The sequence below is a fragment of the Noviherbaspirillum sedimenti genome, assembly GCF_003590835.1.
GTDB lineage: Bacteria > Pseudomonadota > Gammaproteobacteria > Burkholderiales > Burkholderiaceae_D > Paucimonas > Paucimonas sedimenti.
Genome location: NZ_QYUQ01000002.1, coordinates 4448556 through 4463980, shown reverse-complemented (window position 1 = coordinate 4463980; position 15425 = coordinate 4448556). Strand labels below are relative to the sequence as shown.

The window sequence follows — 15425 nt, the reverse complement described above, 5'->3', positions numbered from 1 at the left end:
AGGGGATAAAGCATGGCCACAGCCGCACGCAAAACCACAATGTCGGGCTCGGCGAAGGAAGCCGTCTATGTCTGGCACGGCAAGGACCGGCAAGGCAAGATCGTCCAGGGCGAGATGCGCGCCAATGGCGAAGCGGTGGTCAACGCCACCTTGCGCCGGCAAGGCATCATGGTGACGAAGGTCAAGAAGCGATCCTTTAGCAGCGGCAAGAAAATCACCGACAAGGACATCACGCTGTTTACCCGCCAGTTGGCGACCATGATGAAAGCCGGCGTGCCGCTGCTGCAATCGTTTGAAATCGTCGCCAAAGGCCATGCCAATCCCTCGGTGGCCAAGCTACTGCTGGATATCCGCGCCGATGTCGAAACTGGCACCAGCCTGAACCAGGCCTTCCGCAAATACCCGCTGTATTTTGACGCGCTCTTCTGCAACCTGGTCGGCGCCGGCGAACAGGCGGGCATTCTGGAAGACTTGCTGACACGCCTGGCGATCTACAAGGAAAAAACTCTGGCAATCAAGGCCAAGATCAAATCAGCCTTGTTTTACCCGATTTCGATTCTGGTAGTTGCCTTCGTCGTTACCGCCGTCATCATGATCTGGGTAGTTCCCGCCTTCAAGGAAGTCTTCGCCAGCTTTGGCGCTGATCTACCGGCACCTACCCTGATGGTAATGGCGATCTCGGATTTCTTTGTCGCCTACTGGTATATCATATTCGGCGGCATATTCGCCGCGCTTTATCTTTTCTTCCAGTCCTGGAGGCGTTCAGCAAAAGTGCAGCATTTCATGGACCGCACCTTGCTCAAAGCACCAATTTTCGGTAACGTCATTCGCAAGGCGACGATCGCGCGCTGGACCAGGACGCTGGCGACCATGTTCGCCGCCGGCGTGCCGCTGGTCGAATCGCTGGATTCGGTGGGCGGCGCCTCGGGCAACGCCGTCTATGTCGATGCCACAAAAAGAATCCAGACTGAAGTCAGCACCGGTACCAGCCTGACTTCCGCGATGCAAAATGCCAATGTATTTCCCTCGATGGTCACGCAAATGGTGGCGATCGGCGAAGAATCCGGTGCGCTCGATTCCATGCTGGGCAAGGTCGCCGATTTTTACGAAGAGGAAGTCGATGAAGCGGTCGCGTCGCTCTCCAGCCTGATGGAACCCTTGATCATGGCAATTCTCGGCGTACTGATCGGCGGCCTGGTGATTGCCATGTACCTGCCAATCTTCAAATTGGGCGCGGTGGTCTGATGTGGGATGCACTCTTGTTCGCGGCGCCGGGCAGCCTGGCCAGCGCCGCGGTGGCCGGCATACTCGGCCTGTTGATCGGCAGCTTCCTCAACGTCGTGATCCATCGCCTGCCGAAAATGATGCAGCGCGAATCGGACAACTATGTCGCCAGTGAAAGCGGCAAGCCGCTGCCGCACCAGGACCGCTACGACCTCGTGATGCCGCTCTCGGCATGCCCGCACTGCGGCCACGCCATCACCGCCTGGGAAAACATCCCGGTACTCAGTTACCTGATCTTGCGCGGCAAATGCGTCGCCTGCAAGGCGCCGATCTCTGCACGCTATCCGGCGGTGGAATTGTTGACCGGCGCGCTGTCCTTTTTCCTGATCTGGCATTTCGGCAGTGGCGCTGCCGGCCTGGCGAGCCTGCTGTTCGCCTGGCTGCTGATTGCCATGACGTTCATCGATGCCGATACCCAGTTGCTGCCGGACGACCTGACTTATCCGCTGCTATGGGCTGGCTTGCTGATCAACCTGCAAGGGGCTTTCGTGCCGCTGACGGACGCCGTCATCGGCGCGGCCGCCGGCTATCTTGTGCTATGGTCGGTTTATTGGCTGTTCAAGCTGGCCACTGGCAAGGAAGGCATGGGCTATGGCGACTTCAAGCTGCTGGCCGCGCTGGGCGCCTGGCTGGGCTGGAAAATGCTGCCAGTGATCATCCTCCTGTCCTCTCTGGTGGGCGCGGTGGTCGGCATCGCCCTGATCGTCCTCAGCAAGCATGGACGGGAGAAGCCGATCCCGTTCGGTCCCTACCTGGCGGCGGCGGGCATGATCGCCATGTTGTATGGAAATTCCATTACTTCGGCTTACCTCGAATATCTATTCTGAAGCAACATGGCTGCTGCGGCATTTTCGGTAGGTTTAACTGGGGGCATCGGCTCCGGCAAGACGACCGTTGCCAACATGTTTGCCGCGCGCGGCGCGGCACTCATCGATACCGACCAGATCGCCCACGCGCTGACGCAGCCGGGGGGCATCGCCATGCCCGCCATCGCCACGCAATTCGGCGCGGATTTCATTGCTTCGACCGGAGCCATGGACCGTGCCCGCATGCGTGCCGCCGTGTTTGCGGACCCGGCGGCAAAAAAGCGCCTGGAAGCGATTCTGCATCCCTTGATCAAGAGCGAATGCGAGCGGCTTGCACAACAGGCACAGGGACCGTATCGGATATTCGTGGTACCCCTGCTGGTGGAATCGGGCAACTGGAAGGAACGTGTGTCGCGGGTGCTGGTGGTCGATTGTCCCGAACAGCAGCAACTGCTTCGGGTCATGGACCGCAATGGCTTGAGCGAAGCCGAGGTGCGCGCCATCATGGCGACCCAGGCGACGCGCGCGCAACGCCTGGCGGCAGCCGATGATATCCTGTTGAACGATGGCGATCCGGCGGCATTGGATCCGCAAGTCGAGCGACTACATGCCTTGTATTGTTCGCTGGCGCATGCCGGAACATAAAAAATTGCTGCAGCATTTGTAATTTTTTGCCGCATCGTTCAGAATCACAATCTATTGGGCCGGCACAACTTTAAAAGGATGCTACTTTGATTGTCTACGAATACCCTTTCAACGAGCGTATTCGCACCTTGTTGCGGCTGGAAGACCTGTACGAGAAATTCAATTTCTTCTTTCACCAGACGCACCCTCTGCAACACCACGCCGCGCTTGCCACGATTTTCGAAATGCTCGAAGTCGCCGGTCGCGCCGACCTCAAGTCCGACCTGCTGCAAGAACTCGAACGACAAAAGCAAACGCTGCTCGGCTTCAAGTCCAATCCGAATGTTCAGGCCGAGATGCTCGATGCCATCCTGGGGGAGCTTGACCGCACCAGCAGTGCGCTCATGGCGGCGCAGGGAAAGACCGGCCAGAATGTGCGCGAGAATGAATGGCTGATGAGCATACGGGGGCGCACCATCATTCCTGGGGGGGCCTGCGAATTTGACCTGCCCTCCTACTATGCCTGGCAGCATCGTTCGGCAGAGGCGCGCAGCGCCGATATCGCCGCCTGGTTCGCGCCGCTGGCGCCCCTGTTCGAGGCAATTGCGCTAGTATTGCGGCTACTGCGTGAATCCGGCCGGCCGGCCAAGATGATCGCGCAAGCGGGGAGTTACCAGCAGATGTTGCAAGGCAAGGTCTATCAAATGCTGCGTCTCAACATCGATGAAAGCCTGGGGGCCATCCCGGAGATTTCCGCCAACAAGTATATGCTGTGGATACGTTTTACATCGCAGGGTGGCGACATGAAACCCAAGCCCCTGGAAATCGATGTGCCGTTCGAACTGACTCTTTGTAATTTCTGAATCGCTTACAGTTATGGCTACGACAGTGGATTGTCCGACCTGCGGCAAAAAGGTCGAATGGAGCGAGAAAAATAAATTCCGGCCGTTTTGCTCGGAACGCTGCAAGCAAATCGACCTGGGCGCCTGGGCAGAAGAAAAATATACGATCCCGGCAGTCAACCCGCCCAAGGATTTCGACGACCAGCAGTAGTAGGAGTAGTAGGCCGCATCATGATGCGGCCTCCGAATTCAACTGGACGCTCTACCGGGTGTCGTAGCGCCGCTTGTCGAGTTCTTCCAGCAAGGGAATAGTCGCCGGCAAAATCGGCGCGACCTGCACACTGCCCTGCCAGGCGAAGGCCTGGCCTTCCAGACTTTGCGGCGCACCGCGCCAGTGGCGGCTGATGTAGAAATGCAGGCGCACATGCGCATGCGGGTAGACATGCTCGACACCGCACCAGGGCTCTGCCGACAGGATCTCGACCCCGAGCTCCTCGACGAATTCGCGCTTCAGGGCATCGAGGATGGATTCGCCCGCCTCCACTTTCCCGCCAGGGAATTCCCAGTAACCGGCATACGGCTTGCCCGGCGGGCGCTGCGCCAGCAGGATGTCGCCATCCGCCTGCATCAGGATACCGACCGCCACATCGATCGGCGCGGCTGCGGATGCAGATGCGGGCTGCTTCATAAATGGGTCCTGAATTGCCACTTATGCCTGATTCCTGCCGGCGTAATCACGGGCAAATTGCCATGCCACCCGGCCCGAGCGTGAGCCACGCTGCAGCGCCCAGCGCAAGGCGTCCGGCCGGGCCGCGTCGATCTGGGCGGAATGACAGCCGAAATGGCCCAGCCAGTGGGCGACGATTTCCAGGTAATCGTCCTGCTTGAAGGGGTAAAACGATACCCACAGGCCGAAACGCTCGGAAAGCGAAATCTTTTCCTCGACGGTTTCGCCGGGATGCAAGTCGCCGTTGTCGTCATGGCTATAGCTGGCATTGTCGGCCATGCGCTCGGGCATGAGGTGACGGCGGTTCGAGGTCGCATAGATCAGGACATTGTCGGATTGCGCGGCAACGCTGCCGTCCAGCGCCACTTTCAGCGCCTTGTAGCCGCTCTCCCCCTCTTCGAAGGAAAGATCGTCGCAAAAAATCACGAAGCGCTCGGGACGTCCGGCCACCAGCTCGACGATATCCGCCAGGTCGGCCAGGTCGGTCTTGTCGACCTCGATCAGGCGCAGGCCTTGCGCCGAAAACTGGTTCAGGCAAGCCTTGATCAGCGACGACTTGCCAGTGCCGCGCGCGCCGGTCAGCAAGACATTGTTGGCCGGCTTGCCTTCGACGAACTGACGGGTATTCTGTTCGATCTGTTCTTTTTGCGGTCCGATGTGATGCAGGTCGGACAGGCGGATCGCCGAGGCATGTGTGACCGGCTGCAGATGGCCGCGCCCGCCCGTCTTGCGCCAGCGGAAGGCATGCGCCAGTTTCCAGTCAGGGGCCGGATGCGTAGCCGGCAGCAGCGCTTCCAGCCGTCCCAGCAGGGTTTCGGCACGCGTCAGAAATTGGTCCAGTTGCGTCATGTTGTTCTTTGCACCTTGGCTTACGAGCGGTAATCCGCGTTGATCGATACGTAGTCGTGCGACAAGTCGCAAGTCCAGATGGTGGCGGCAGCCTCGCCGCGAGCGAGCTTGACCCGTACCGTGATTTCACTTTGCTTCATCACGCGCTGGCCGTCTTCTTCGCGATAATCAGGATTGCGCCCGCCATTCTTCGCCACCCACACATCGTCAAGGTAGAGGTTGAGCCTGCTGACGTCCAGGTCATCCACGCCGGCGTAACCGATCGCCGCCAGAATGCGGCCAAGATTGGGGTCGGAGGCGAAGAATGCGGTCTTGACCAGCGGCGAATGGCCGATCGAATAAGCAATTTTCCGGCACTCCTCGACCGTCGCGCCATCCTCGACCGTGATGGTGATGAACTTGGTGGCGCCCTCGCCATCGCGCACGATCATCTGCGACAATTCCTGCGACAGGCCGGTCACCGCCGCCAGCAGCGCCGCGTATTCAGGCGAATCGATATCGCTGACCTCCAGTGCGGCGGCGCCGGTTGCAACCAGCATGAAGGAGTCGTTGGTCGAGGTGTCGCCATCGATGGTAATGCAGTTGAACGACTTGTCAGCCGCTTCCTTGACCATGTGCTCCAGCACCGGCTGCGCCACCTTCGCGTCGGTGGCCATGAAGCCGAGCATGGTCGCCATGTTGGGCTTGATCATGCCGGCGCCCTTGCTGATGCCGGTCAGGGTGATGGTCACGCCATTGATGGTCACCGTGCGCGAAGCCGCCTTGGGCTGGGTATCGGTGGTCATGATCGACTCGGCGGCGTTGTACCAGTTGTCTTCCTGCAGATTCCCAACCGCTTGCGGCAGCCCCGCCTTGATGCGATCGACCGGCAAGGGCTCGAGAATCACCCCGGTGGAAAACGGCAGGATTTGCGCAGCTTCGCAGCCGAGCAGTTCGGCCAGGGCGGCGCAGGTGGCATTGGCGTTGACCAGGCCGGCCTCACCGGTGCCGGCATTGGCATTGCCGGTATTGATCACCAGCGCGCGGATGGGGGACTCCGAGATGCGCAAGGCTTCCAGGTGCGCCTTGCAGACCTGCACCGGCGCGGCGCAAAAACGGTTGGTGGTAAAGACGCCGGCGACGGTTGCTGTCGGCGCCAGTTTCATTACCAGCAAGTCTTTGCGGTTGGCTTTGCGCACGCCGGCTTCGGCGTGACCAAGCGCAATGCCGGCAACCGGCTTCAGGCTGGCGGGAACGGGAAGAGGAAGATTGACGGCCATGGTTTCACGCTTTCAAAAATCAAAGTTTATTGACATGGCAGGCATTTGTGCCCGCCCAATGAAATGAACCCGCAATTGCGGGTTCATTTCGGCATGCAGGCGCTTGTTTATGCCAGCTTGCCGTGGCATTGCTTGTACTTCTTGCCGCTGCCGCAGGGACAAGCGTCGTTGCGTCCGACCTTGGGCAGCGCGTTGATCATCGTCTGCCCCCTGGCCGCTTCAGCATCCGCGCGCGGTGCCAGCAAATCTTCCGGCGCGGCATCGGGATTGAAATCAGCGTGCTGGTAATGCACATTGGATATATGCGACTGCGCCAGTTCCTGTTCGGCAGCATCGATTTCATCGCGCGACTGGATGCGTACAGTCGTCACTATCCGCACCACTTCATTCCTGACCAGATCAAGCATCTGGCCAAACAGCTCGAAGGCTTCGCGCTTGTATTCCTGCTTAGGGTTCTTCTGCGCATAGCCGCGCAGATGGATACCCTGGCGCAAGTGGTCGAGTGCCGCCAGATGGTCGCGCCAATGCCGGTCTATGCTCTCCAGCATGACACTGCGTTCGAAACCGCCGAATGCTTCCTTGCCGACCACCCCGACCTTGGCCGTATAGCTTTCCTCGGCGGCCTTCAGCACACGCTCCAGCAGTTCTTCGTCGGACAGGTTCGGCTCGGCCGCCAGCATCGTCGCCAGCGGCACCTCCAGCTGCCATTCGGCAGCCAGCGCCGCTTCCAGCCCCTTGATATCCCACTGCTCTTCCATCGCGCCTTCGGGCACGAAGCCGCGGAACAGCTCGGTGAACACCCCCTGGCGCAACGAGGCGATCATCTCCGCGACATCGCCCGATTCGAGCAGCTCGTTGCGCTGCTGGTAAATCACCTTGCGCTGGTCGTTGGCGACATCGTCGTATTCAAGCAGTTGCTTGCGAATGTCGAAATTGCGCGCCTCGACCTTACGTTGCGCCGATTCGATCGAGCGCGACACGATGCCGGCTTCGATCGGCTCGCCTTCCGGCATTTTCAGGCGTTCCATGATCGCGCGCACGCGGTCGCCGGCAAAAATACGCAGCAACTGGTCATCCAGCGACAGGTAGAAACGGGAAGATCCGGGATCGCCCTGGCGGCCCGAGCGGCCGCGCAGCTGGTTGTCTACCCGGCGCGATTCGTGGCGCTCGGTGCCGATGATGTGCAAGCCGCCGGCGCCGACCACCAGGTCGTGCAGGGCTTGCCATTCGTCGCGCAGCTTTTGCGCCCTATTCTGAGTTTCGTCTTCGCCGACGCTGGCATCGGCTTCGATGATCTGGATCTGCTTTTCGACATTGCCGCCCAGGACGATGTCGGTGCCGCGACCGGCCATGTTGGTGGCAATGGTGATCATTTTCGGACGGCCGGCTTGCGCGATGATTTCCGCTTCACGCGCATGCTGCTTGGCATTGAGCACGTTATGCGGCAGCTTGTGCTTGGTGAGCAGGCCCGACAGCAGTTCCGAATTCTCGATCGAAGTGGTACCGACCAGCACCGGCTGGCTGCGCTCCTGGCACTCCTGGATATCCTTGAGCATGGCGCCGTATTTTTCCTCGGCAGTCTTGTAGACCTGGTCTTGCTTGTCCTTGCGCTGGCTCGGCCGGTTGGGCGGAATCACCACGGTTTCCAGGCTATAGATTTGCTGGAATTCGTAGGCTTCGGTGTCGGCAGTACCGGTCATGCCGGCCAACTTGCCGTACATGCGGAAAAAATTCTGGAAGGTGATCGATGCCAGCGTCTGGTTTTCGGCCTTGATCTCGACGCCTTCCTTGGCTTCGACTGCCTGGTGCAGGCCATCGGACCAGCGCCGGCCCGACATCAGGCGGCCGGTGAATTCATCAACGATGATGATTTCATTGTTCTGCACGACATAGTGCTGATCCTTGTAGTACAGCGTATGCGCGCGCAGCGCGGCGTACAGGTGATGGATCAGGCTGATATGGGCGGAATCGTAAACCGAAGCGCCTTCCGGCAGCAAGCCCATGCGGGTCAGGATCTGCTCCACCTTGTCGTGGCCGGCTTCGGTCAGCAGGACCTGATGCGCCTTCTCGTCCTTGGTATAGTCGCCGGGCACTTCGATCTTGCCCTTGCCATCCGGCGTTTCCTCGCCGACCTGCAAGGTCAATAACGGCGGCACAGCATTCAGTTTCTGGTACAGGTCGGTATGGCTTTCGGCCTGACCGGAAATGATCAGCGGGGTGCGCGCCTCGTCGATCAGGATCGAGTCCACTTCATCGACAATGGCGAAATTCAGGCCGCGCTGCACGCGCTCGCGGCTGTCGTAGACCATGTTGTCGCGCAGGTAGTCGAAGCCGAATTCATTGTTGGTGCCGTAGGTGATGTCGGAACCATAGGCGCCCTGCTTGGTGTCATGCGGCATCTGCGACAGGTTGATGCCGGTGGAAAGTCCCAGCCAGCCATACAGGCGCCCCATCCATTCGGCATCGCGCTGGGCCAGGTAATCGTTGACGGTGACGATATGCACACCCTTGCCCGACAAGGCATTCAGGTAGGCTGGCAAGGTCGCCATCAGCGTCTTGCCTTCGCCGGTGCCCATTTCGGCGATTTTCCCGTAATGCAGGGTCATGCCGCCGATCAGCTGCACATCGAAGTGGCGCATCTTCAGGACGCGCCGGCTGGCTTCGCGGCATACCGCAAACGCTTCCGGCAAAAGCTTGTCGAGCGCCTCCCCCTTGGCGAGGCGTTCCTTGAATTCAGGTGTCTTGGCTTGCAGCTCCACATCCGACAGTTTTTCCATTGCCGGTTCGAGTGCATTAATGGCGCGAACGGTTTGCTGGTATTGCTTGATCAGCCGCTGGTTGCGGCTGCCGAAAATCTTGGTCAGGAATGACATGCTCGAATGGTATAAAAGACGCCGTAAATAAACTCTGTTCGATTCCGGAACAGGCTAGTGGAACTGGGCCAAATTGAAGATTTTATCATGCAGGCAGAATGGGACAATCCTGCAGGTGCAATTGGCGGGCGCATCGGCCGCCAGCAGGCATGCTGGTCTCATCCGCGCCACACCTTTGGCGTGAATGAGACCAGCGCCGTCCTATCTTGACACCAGGGCCGCTGCTTTTTCCTGCGGCCCTCCCGCAATCAGGAATTTGTGCGGATCCTGAGGCACGCCCTTGAGAAGCACCTCGAAATGCAGGTGCGCGCCGGTCGAGCGGCCGGTGGATCCCAGGTCAGCCACATGCTGCCCGCGCCTGACAATGTCGCCCACCTGCGACAGCAGCCTGGAAGCATGGGCATAGCGGGTGACCAATTGGTTACCATGGTCGATCTCCAGCATATTGCCGTACTGGTGGTGGTATTCGGAAGCGATCACCACGCCACCGGCGGCGGCGACAATCGGCGTACCGGCCGGGGCGGCAAAATCGAGCCCTTCATGAAAAGCGCTACGGCCGCTGAACGGATCCAGGCGCCAGCCAAAGCTGGAAGCGTTGTAACTGGAGTTGACCGGCTTAATGGTGGGCAGCAGCTTGAACCTGATCTTGTCGGCCATCAGCGAGGACTCCACCACATTCAGGTAATCCGCACGATGCTCAAGATCTCTGGCCAGGGCATCCAGGGTTTGCTGAAATTCCTGCATGCTCAATTCACGCGAACCCCCGCGACTGCCAGAACTGGCGGGATCGGCGCCGCCGCGCGGCGGTTTTTCCTTGAAATTGAACTCTTCGGGCTTGACCCCGGCCAGGCCCTGCACCCGCTCGCCCAAGGCATCCAGGCGCATCAACTGTGCCTGCATCTCCCCCAGCTTGACTGCCATTGCAGTCAGGTTTTCGCGGACATAGCGCTCTTTTCGGCCGGCTTCGTCCTGACTTGGCGCAGCCATGGCCTGCCCCGCGAATGGCAGGCGCACACTGCCCGCATGCGCCAGGGTGAGGTAATACAACAGTGCCGCCACTGTCAGCACGGCAGCCAGAAAAAGCACGCCTAAAGCGACAATGTGACGGCTGGTCAGGGTCACCGTCCTGGCGCTGAAACGCGGATGTAAAACTATGATTTGCATCTAGGCTCCGTTACTCGCTCTGCCTGCGGAGGTGTGATAAGGTGGGCAAATGGCTTCCTCATATTCATCCCCTTACCCACAGCAACCACAGAATCCACAGAAACGCCCGTCCCGCGGCGGCTCTGCCCGGACGGCACTGGGCGTCACGGACTTTTTGCAAACACATGACCAGCTGGGCACGCTGCTCCCCACCCTGGAGCGCCTGGGCGCCCTGGAAAAGGCTTGCGCCACGGCGCTACCTGTCATGTTTGAAACTTGCTCGGTACTGAACCTGGAAGCAGGCCAAATGGTGCTTGCCGCACCGAATGCGGCGCTTGCAAGCAAACTGAAGCAGCAATTGCCAAAATTGCAAAATTTTTTGCAGCAACAAGGCTGGCAGGTTAACGCAATCCGCATCAAAGTGCAAGTTGGGAAAATCCACGAAAAATCAAATACTTCCAAGCAAATTGCGCTGTCAAATCGCGCTTTGACGGCATTTGCCGCACTAGAAGATGCGCTTGAACCATCATCACGCAATTCCGGCCTGAAGGCCGCGCTGCAAGCCATGCTGAGTCGCCACCAGGGTGGCGGCTAGCGGGGTGTGGTCCACCCTTGCGTGAATATGAATCCGTCCCCGACCCCTTTCAGGCGAGCGCCCACTCCTCGCCGGCCTGCAGGGTATAGCTGCGCGGGGCTTGCTCGAGCGAATCGAACGTGACGATATCGTAGGCATCCGGCTGCGCCAGCAGCGCGCGCAGCAATTGATTGTTCAAGCCATGGCCGGATTTGTGGGCGACATAGGCAGCGAGCAACGGGTGACCGACCAGATACAGGTCGCCTATGGCGTCGAGAATCTTATGCCGCACGAATTCATTTTCATAGCGTAAGCCATCCGGATTCAGGATCCGATACTCATCCATGACGATGGCGTTTTCCAGCGAACCGCCACGGGCCAAGCCCATTCCGCGCAAGGTTTCGACGTCCTGCATGAAGCCGAAGGTGCGGGCGCGGGCGATTTCCTTGACATAGGATTCGGCCTCGAAATCGACCTCGGCGATCTGACCGGTACGGTCAACCGCCGGATGATTGAACTCAATGAAGAATTTCAGCTTGAAGCCATTGTAAGGCTCCAGGCGCGCCCACTTGAGCTTGTCGCCTTCGCCCTCGCGCACTTCCACCGTCCGCTTGACCCGAATGAACTTCTTCGCGGCCTCCTGCTCCTGCAAGCCGGCCTGCTGCAGCAGAAATACAAACGAAGACGCGGAGCCATCCATGATCGGGATTTCTTCCGCAGTCAGATCGATATACAGGTTATCGACGCCCAGCCCGGCACAGGCAGACATCAGATGCTCGACGGTCGAGACCTTCACCCCATCCTTGTCCAGGGTCGATGCCATGCGGGTGTCGCCCACCCCCACTGCACTGGCCGGCAACTCAACGGGGGGGGCCAGGTCGACGCGGCGAAACACAATGCCGGTATCCGGCGGCGCCGGACGCAACGTCAGGTCAACCCTGGTGCCGGAGTGCAGGCCGATACCGATGGTCTTGATCAGTTGTTTGACGGTGCGTTGTTTGAGCATGCCGGGGCTATATGGATTTACCGAGGTTTTATTGTAACGAAAATTATCCCAGTTGCTTCAGCAAGGTTTCCGCATCCGACGCTTCAAATTTGCCGGCTTGTTCGGCGTTCAATTGCCGCACGACGCCATCTTCGACCAGCATCGAATAACGCTGCGAGCGCGTACCCAGGCCACCCTTGCTGAAATCCGCATCCAGGCCGAGCGCCTTGGTGAATTCAGCATTACCATCGGACAGCATACGCACCAGGCCGGTGGCCTTCAGTTCGCGTCCCCACGCGCCCATCACGAAAGGATCGTTGACGGCGATGCACCAGATTTCATCCACGCCGAGGGCCTTGAAATCGGCTGCATGCTGGATATAGCCGGGCGCATGCTTTTCCGAACATGTCGGGGTAAATGCGCCGGGCACGGCGAAAATCGCAATCTTCTTGCCCGCTGCCAGATCGCCAACGTTGAATTTGTTGGGACCAAGGGAGCAGCCCTCGGATTCGACTTCAATAAATTCACGCAGCTCACCTGCGGGCAAACGGTCACCGATCTGGATGGTCATGAGAATCCTTTAAAAAAAACCGCGCCACCGGCGGGTAGCGCGCTTCTAGAATGTTGGCGGCAGAGTACCGCTTTGACGTTAATCAGTTGGGGACAGAGTACCGCTTTCACCTTAATCAGCTGGGGACAGAGTACCGCTTCGCTTAACTCTATCCCGCAACGGAAAATACGCTGTCCCGCAACGCGTTGGAACCTCAGTATGCCTTGTTCTGCAGATTCCTGCAGAACAAGGAATCAGTCGGCTTGTTTGCGCAGGAAGGCAGGAATATCGTAGGTTTCCATGCCATTCTTTTCCAGCGCACGCACGGTTTCCGACGCCGAGGAATTGTGACGCCACACCGCTGGCGCCTTCAATCCTTCAAAAGCAGGCGCGGCTGATTGCGCCATGCCGGTGCCAAGCTGGTTGCCGCCCATGGCAGCGATCGGCTCGTTGTGCGTACCGGTACGCAGCATCGGCGTTTGTACCAGTTGCACGTTCTTGCGCGCGCGGCCCAGTCCCGTGGCCACCACGGTGACGCGGATATCGTCGCCCATCGTGTCATCGTAGGCAATGCCCTGGGCAATCGAGGCGTCGGGTGCGGCAAATGCGCGCACGGTCGCCATCACTTCCTTGATTTCCTTGCCCTTCAGGCCACGGCTGGCGGTAACATTCACCAGCACGCCGCGCGCGCCGGACAGATCAATGCCGTCCAGCAGCGGCGATGCCACAGCCTGCTCGGCGGCGATGCGCGCACGATCGATGCCGGACGCGGTGGCGGTGCCCATCATGGCCTTGCCCTGCTCGCCCATGATGGTCTTGACGTCGTTGAAGTCGACGTTGATGTGGCCCGGCACATTGATGATTTCGGCGATTCCGGCCACGGCATTGTTCAGCACGTCGTCGGCATGCTGCAGCCATTCGATCATGCTGTCGTCTTCATAGATCTCTTCGAGCTTCTCGTTGAGGATCACGATCAGGGAATCGACGTGCTGGCTCAGCGCTTCCAGGCCTTCGTCGGCGATTTCCATGCACTTCTTGCCCTCGTAGGAGAACGGCTTGGAAACCACCGCCACGGTCAGGGCGCCCTGCTCCTTGGCAACCTGTGCCACGATAGGTGCAGCGCCGGTGCCGGTGCCGCCGCCCATGCCTGCGGCGATGAACACCATGTGCGCGCCGCGCAAGGCATCCTCGATACGGGTACGCGAATCTTCCGCCAGCTGGCGGCCGACTTCCGGCTTCATGCCTGCGCCCAGGCCGGTTTCACCGATCTGGATGACGTTATGCGCCTTGGATTGCGCCAGCGCCTGTGCATCGGTATTGGCAGCGATGAATTCCACGCCGCTCACACCCTTGTTGATCATGTGTTGGACGGCATTGCCGCCGGCACCGCCGACCCCCACGACCTTGATCACTGTACCCAAAGATGCATTGTCCAGCATATCGATTTCCATGATGACTCCCTATCATTAGTATGCAGTTTTCAGTCGTTAGGCACCACGCGGTGTGGCGCCTAGCAACTGCTAACTGCGGGTGGTTACATAAAAATAAAAAACTACTGCGAAAATACCGCTGCAAATAACAAAACCAAAAAATCTATTTAGTTATATTCAGTTGAGGACAGAGTACCGCTTCGCTTAACTCTGTCCCGCAATAGCAGGAACGCTGTCCCCAATTTGCTAGAAGTTACCCAAAAACCATTCCTTCATGCGCTGCCAGATCGCCTTTGCCGAACCATCCTGGCGGCTGACGATATGGCCTCGCAGGTATTGCTTCTTCGCTTCCAGCAGCAGGCCCAGCACGGTGGCATAACGCGGGCTGCGCACCACGTCGGCCAACTGGCCACTGTATTCAGGCATCCCAAGGCGGGTCGGCTTGAGAAAAATATCCTCGGCCATTTCCACCATGCCCGGCATCATTGTCGTGCCGCCGGTCAGCACGACGCCCGACGACAATACTTCCTCGTAGCCGGATTCGCGGACCACCTGGTGCACCAGCGCGAACAATTCCTCGACGCGCGGCTCGATCACCGCCGCCAGCGCCTGGCGCGACAACGTGCGCGAACCACGGTCGCCCAGGCCAGGGACCTCCAGCGTCTCGTTTGGATCGGCCAGCACCTGCTTGGCAACGCCAAAGCGCAGCTTGATTTCCTCGGCTTCTGCGGTCGGCGTGCGCAAGGCCATGGCAATGTCATTGGTGATCTGGTCGCCGGCGATCGGGATCACGGCAGTGTGGCGAATCGCGCCTTCGGTGAAGATCGCCACATCGGTGGTGCCGCCGCCGATATCCACCAGCACCACGCCCAGCTCCTTCTCGTCGGGCGTCAGCACCGCATCGGCCGAAGCCATGGGCTGCAGGATCAGGTCGGACACTTCGAGGCCGCAACGGCGCACGCACTTGACGATATTCTGCACAGCAGATACTGCGCCGGTGACGATATGCACCTTCACTTCCAGGCGGATTCCGCTCATGCCGATCGGCTCGCGGACGTCTTCCTGGCTATCGACAATGAATTCCTGCGGCACCGTATGTAGAAGCTGCTGGTCGGTGGGGATGTTGACCGCCTTGGCGGTCTCGATCACGCGCGCAATGTCGGTGGCGGTGACCTCCTTGTCCTTGATCGCCACCATGCCGCTGGAATTGAAGCTGCGGATATGGCTGCCGGCAATGCCGGTGAAGACATTCCTGATCTTGCAATCGGCCATCAGCTCGGCTTCTTCAAGCGCGCGCTGGATCGACTCGATAGTGGCTTCGATATTGACCACGACGCCTTTTTTAAGGCCTTTGGATTCATGCTGGCCAAGGCCGATCACCTCATGCCGGCCATTGGGCAGCACTTCGGCAACGACCGCCACCACCTTGGAAGTGCCGATATCGAGACCGACGATCAGATTTTTTGCGTCTTTTGTCAT

Annotated in this window: 16 protein-coding genes; 7 read left to right on the top strand and 9 right to left on the bottom strand. The window is 59.3% G+C overall.

The window, feature by feature from the left end:
• Positions 1 to 12 precede the first annotated feature (12 nt).
• The 5 genes from D3878_RS20720 (at position 13) to yacG (ending at position 3767) form a co-directional block, all read left to right on the top strand.
• Positions 13 to 1245 carry a type II secretion system F family protein gene (locus tag D3878_RS20720; protein ID WP_119787200.1) on the top strand — a complete coding sequence of 411 codons (1233 nt, stop codon included), beginning with the start codon at positions 13 to 15 and terminating at the stop codon, positions 1243 to 1245.
• Positions 1245 to 2111 (top strand): prepilin peptidase, encoded by an 867-nt coding sequence (locus D3878_RS20715; RefSeq protein ID WP_119787199.1) that lies wholly within the window; start codon positions 1245 to 1247, stop codon positions 2109 to 2111. Before D3878_RS20720 ends, D3878_RS20715 begins: the two co-directional genes overlap by 1 nt.
• Positions 2112 to 2117: 6 nt before the next feature.
• Complete coding sequence (gene coaE / locus D3878_RS20710) at positions 2118 to 2735, top strand: dephospho-CoA kinase (RefSeq protein WP_119787198.1); 618 nt, start codon at positions 2118 to 2120, stop codon at positions 2733 to 2735.
• An 86-nt stretch (positions 2736 to 2821) separates the two neighbouring features.
• A complete protein-coding gene (gene zapD, locus D3878_RS20705; protein WP_119787197.1) occupies positions 2822 to 3577 on the top strand; it encodes a cell division protein ZapD in 756 nt (251 codons plus the stop codon).
• Positions 3578 to 3590: 13 nt separating this feature from the next.
• Positions 3591 to 3767: a DNA gyrase inhibitor YacG gene (gene yacG, locus D3878_RS20700; protein WP_119787196.1), complete on the top strand. Its 177-nt coding sequence runs from the start codon at positions 3591 to 3593 to the stop codon at positions 3765 to 3767.
• A 51-nt stretch (positions 3768 to 3818) separates the two neighbouring features.
• Here yacG and D3878_RS20695 read toward each other — a convergent pair whose 3' ends face one another.
• From D3878_RS20695 to secA, 4 genes are all read right to left on the bottom strand, one after another.
• Positions 3819 to 4244, bottom strand: a complete 426-nt coding sequence (locus tag D3878_RS20695; protein ID WP_119787195.1) for an NUDIX domain-containing protein — start codon at positions 4242 to 4244, stop codon at positions 3819 to 3821.
• Between the two features lie 21 nt (positions 4245 to 4265).
• Positions 4266 to 5132 (bottom strand): ATP-binding protein, encoded by an 867-nt coding sequence (locus D3878_RS20690; protein ID WP_119787194.1) that lies wholly within the window; start codon positions 5130 to 5132, stop codon positions 4266 to 4268.
• Positions 5133 to 5152: 20 nt separating this feature from the next.
• Positions 5153 to 6391, bottom strand: coding sequence for a bifunctional glutamate N-acetyltransferase/amino-acid acetyltransferase ArgJ (argJ, locus tag D3878_RS20685; RefSeq protein WP_119787193.1), 1239 nt, complete (start codon positions 6389 to 6391; stop codon positions 5153 to 5155).
• A gap of 107 nt (positions 6392 to 6498) precedes the next feature.
• The gene (secA, locus tag D3878_RS20680; protein WP_119787192.1) at positions 6499 to 9264 is read right to left on the bottom strand and encodes a preprotein translocase subunit SecA; all 2766 of its coding nucleotides are present in this window, start codon (positions 9262 to 9264) and stop codon (positions 6499 to 6501) included.
• Between the two features lie 57 nt (positions 9265 to 9321).
• On the opposite strand from secA, the gene D3878_RS23935 reads away from it, so the two are divergent.
• Entirely contained in the window at positions 9322 to 9474 is a 153-nt protein-coding gene (locus D3878_RS23935; protein ID WP_158592344.1) for a hypothetical protein, read from the top strand.
• Here the strand turns inward: D3878_RS23935 and D3878_RS20675 are convergent.
• Positions 9466 to 10428: a M23 family metallopeptidase gene (locus D3878_RS20675; RefSeq protein ID WP_119787191.1), complete on the bottom strand. Its 963-nt coding sequence runs from the start codon at positions 10426 to 10428 to the stop codon at positions 9466 to 9468. The two genes, D3878_RS23935 and D3878_RS20675, sit on opposite strands and share 9 nt — an antisense overlap.
• A gap of 286 nt (positions 10429 to 10714) precedes the next feature.
• Between D3878_RS20675 and D3878_RS24475 the strand changes: the two genes are divergently transcribed.
• Positions 10715 to 11002: a hypothetical protein gene (locus D3878_RS24475; RefSeq protein ID WP_233556409.1), complete on the top strand. Its 288-nt coding sequence runs from the start codon at positions 10715 to 10717 to the stop codon at positions 11000 to 11002.
• Positions 11003 to 11051: 49 nt separating this feature from the next.
• On the opposite strand, the gene lpxC is transcribed toward D3878_RS24475, so the two are convergent.
• From lpxC to ftsA, 4 genes are all read right to left on the bottom strand, one after another.
• Positions 11052 to 11987 carry a UDP-3-O-acyl-N-acetylglucosamine deacetylase gene (gene lpxC, locus D3878_RS20665; protein WP_119787189.1) on the bottom strand — a complete coding sequence of 312 codons (936 nt, stop codon included), beginning with the start codon at positions 11985 to 11987 and terminating at the stop codon, positions 11052 to 11054.
• Positions 11988 to 12030: 43 nt separating this feature from the next.
• Positions 12031 to 12537: a peroxiredoxin gene (locus D3878_RS20660; protein WP_119787188.1), complete on the bottom strand. Its 507-nt coding sequence runs from the start codon at positions 12535 to 12537 to the stop codon at positions 12031 to 12033.
• Positions 12538 to 12770: 233 nt separating this feature from the next.
• The gene (gene ftsZ / locus D3878_RS20655) at positions 12771 to 13967 is read right to left on the bottom strand and encodes a cell division protein FtsZ (RefSeq protein ID WP_119787187.1); all 1197 of its coding nucleotides are present in this window, start codon (positions 13965 to 13967) and stop codon (positions 12771 to 12773) included.
• Positions 13968 to 14192: 225 nt separating this feature from the next.
• On the bottom strand, positions 14193 to 15425 hold the full coding sequence (gene ftsA / locus D3878_RS20650; RefSeq protein WP_119787186.1) for a cell division protein FtsA: 1233 nt from the start codon (positions 15423 to 15425) through the stop codon (positions 14193 to 14195).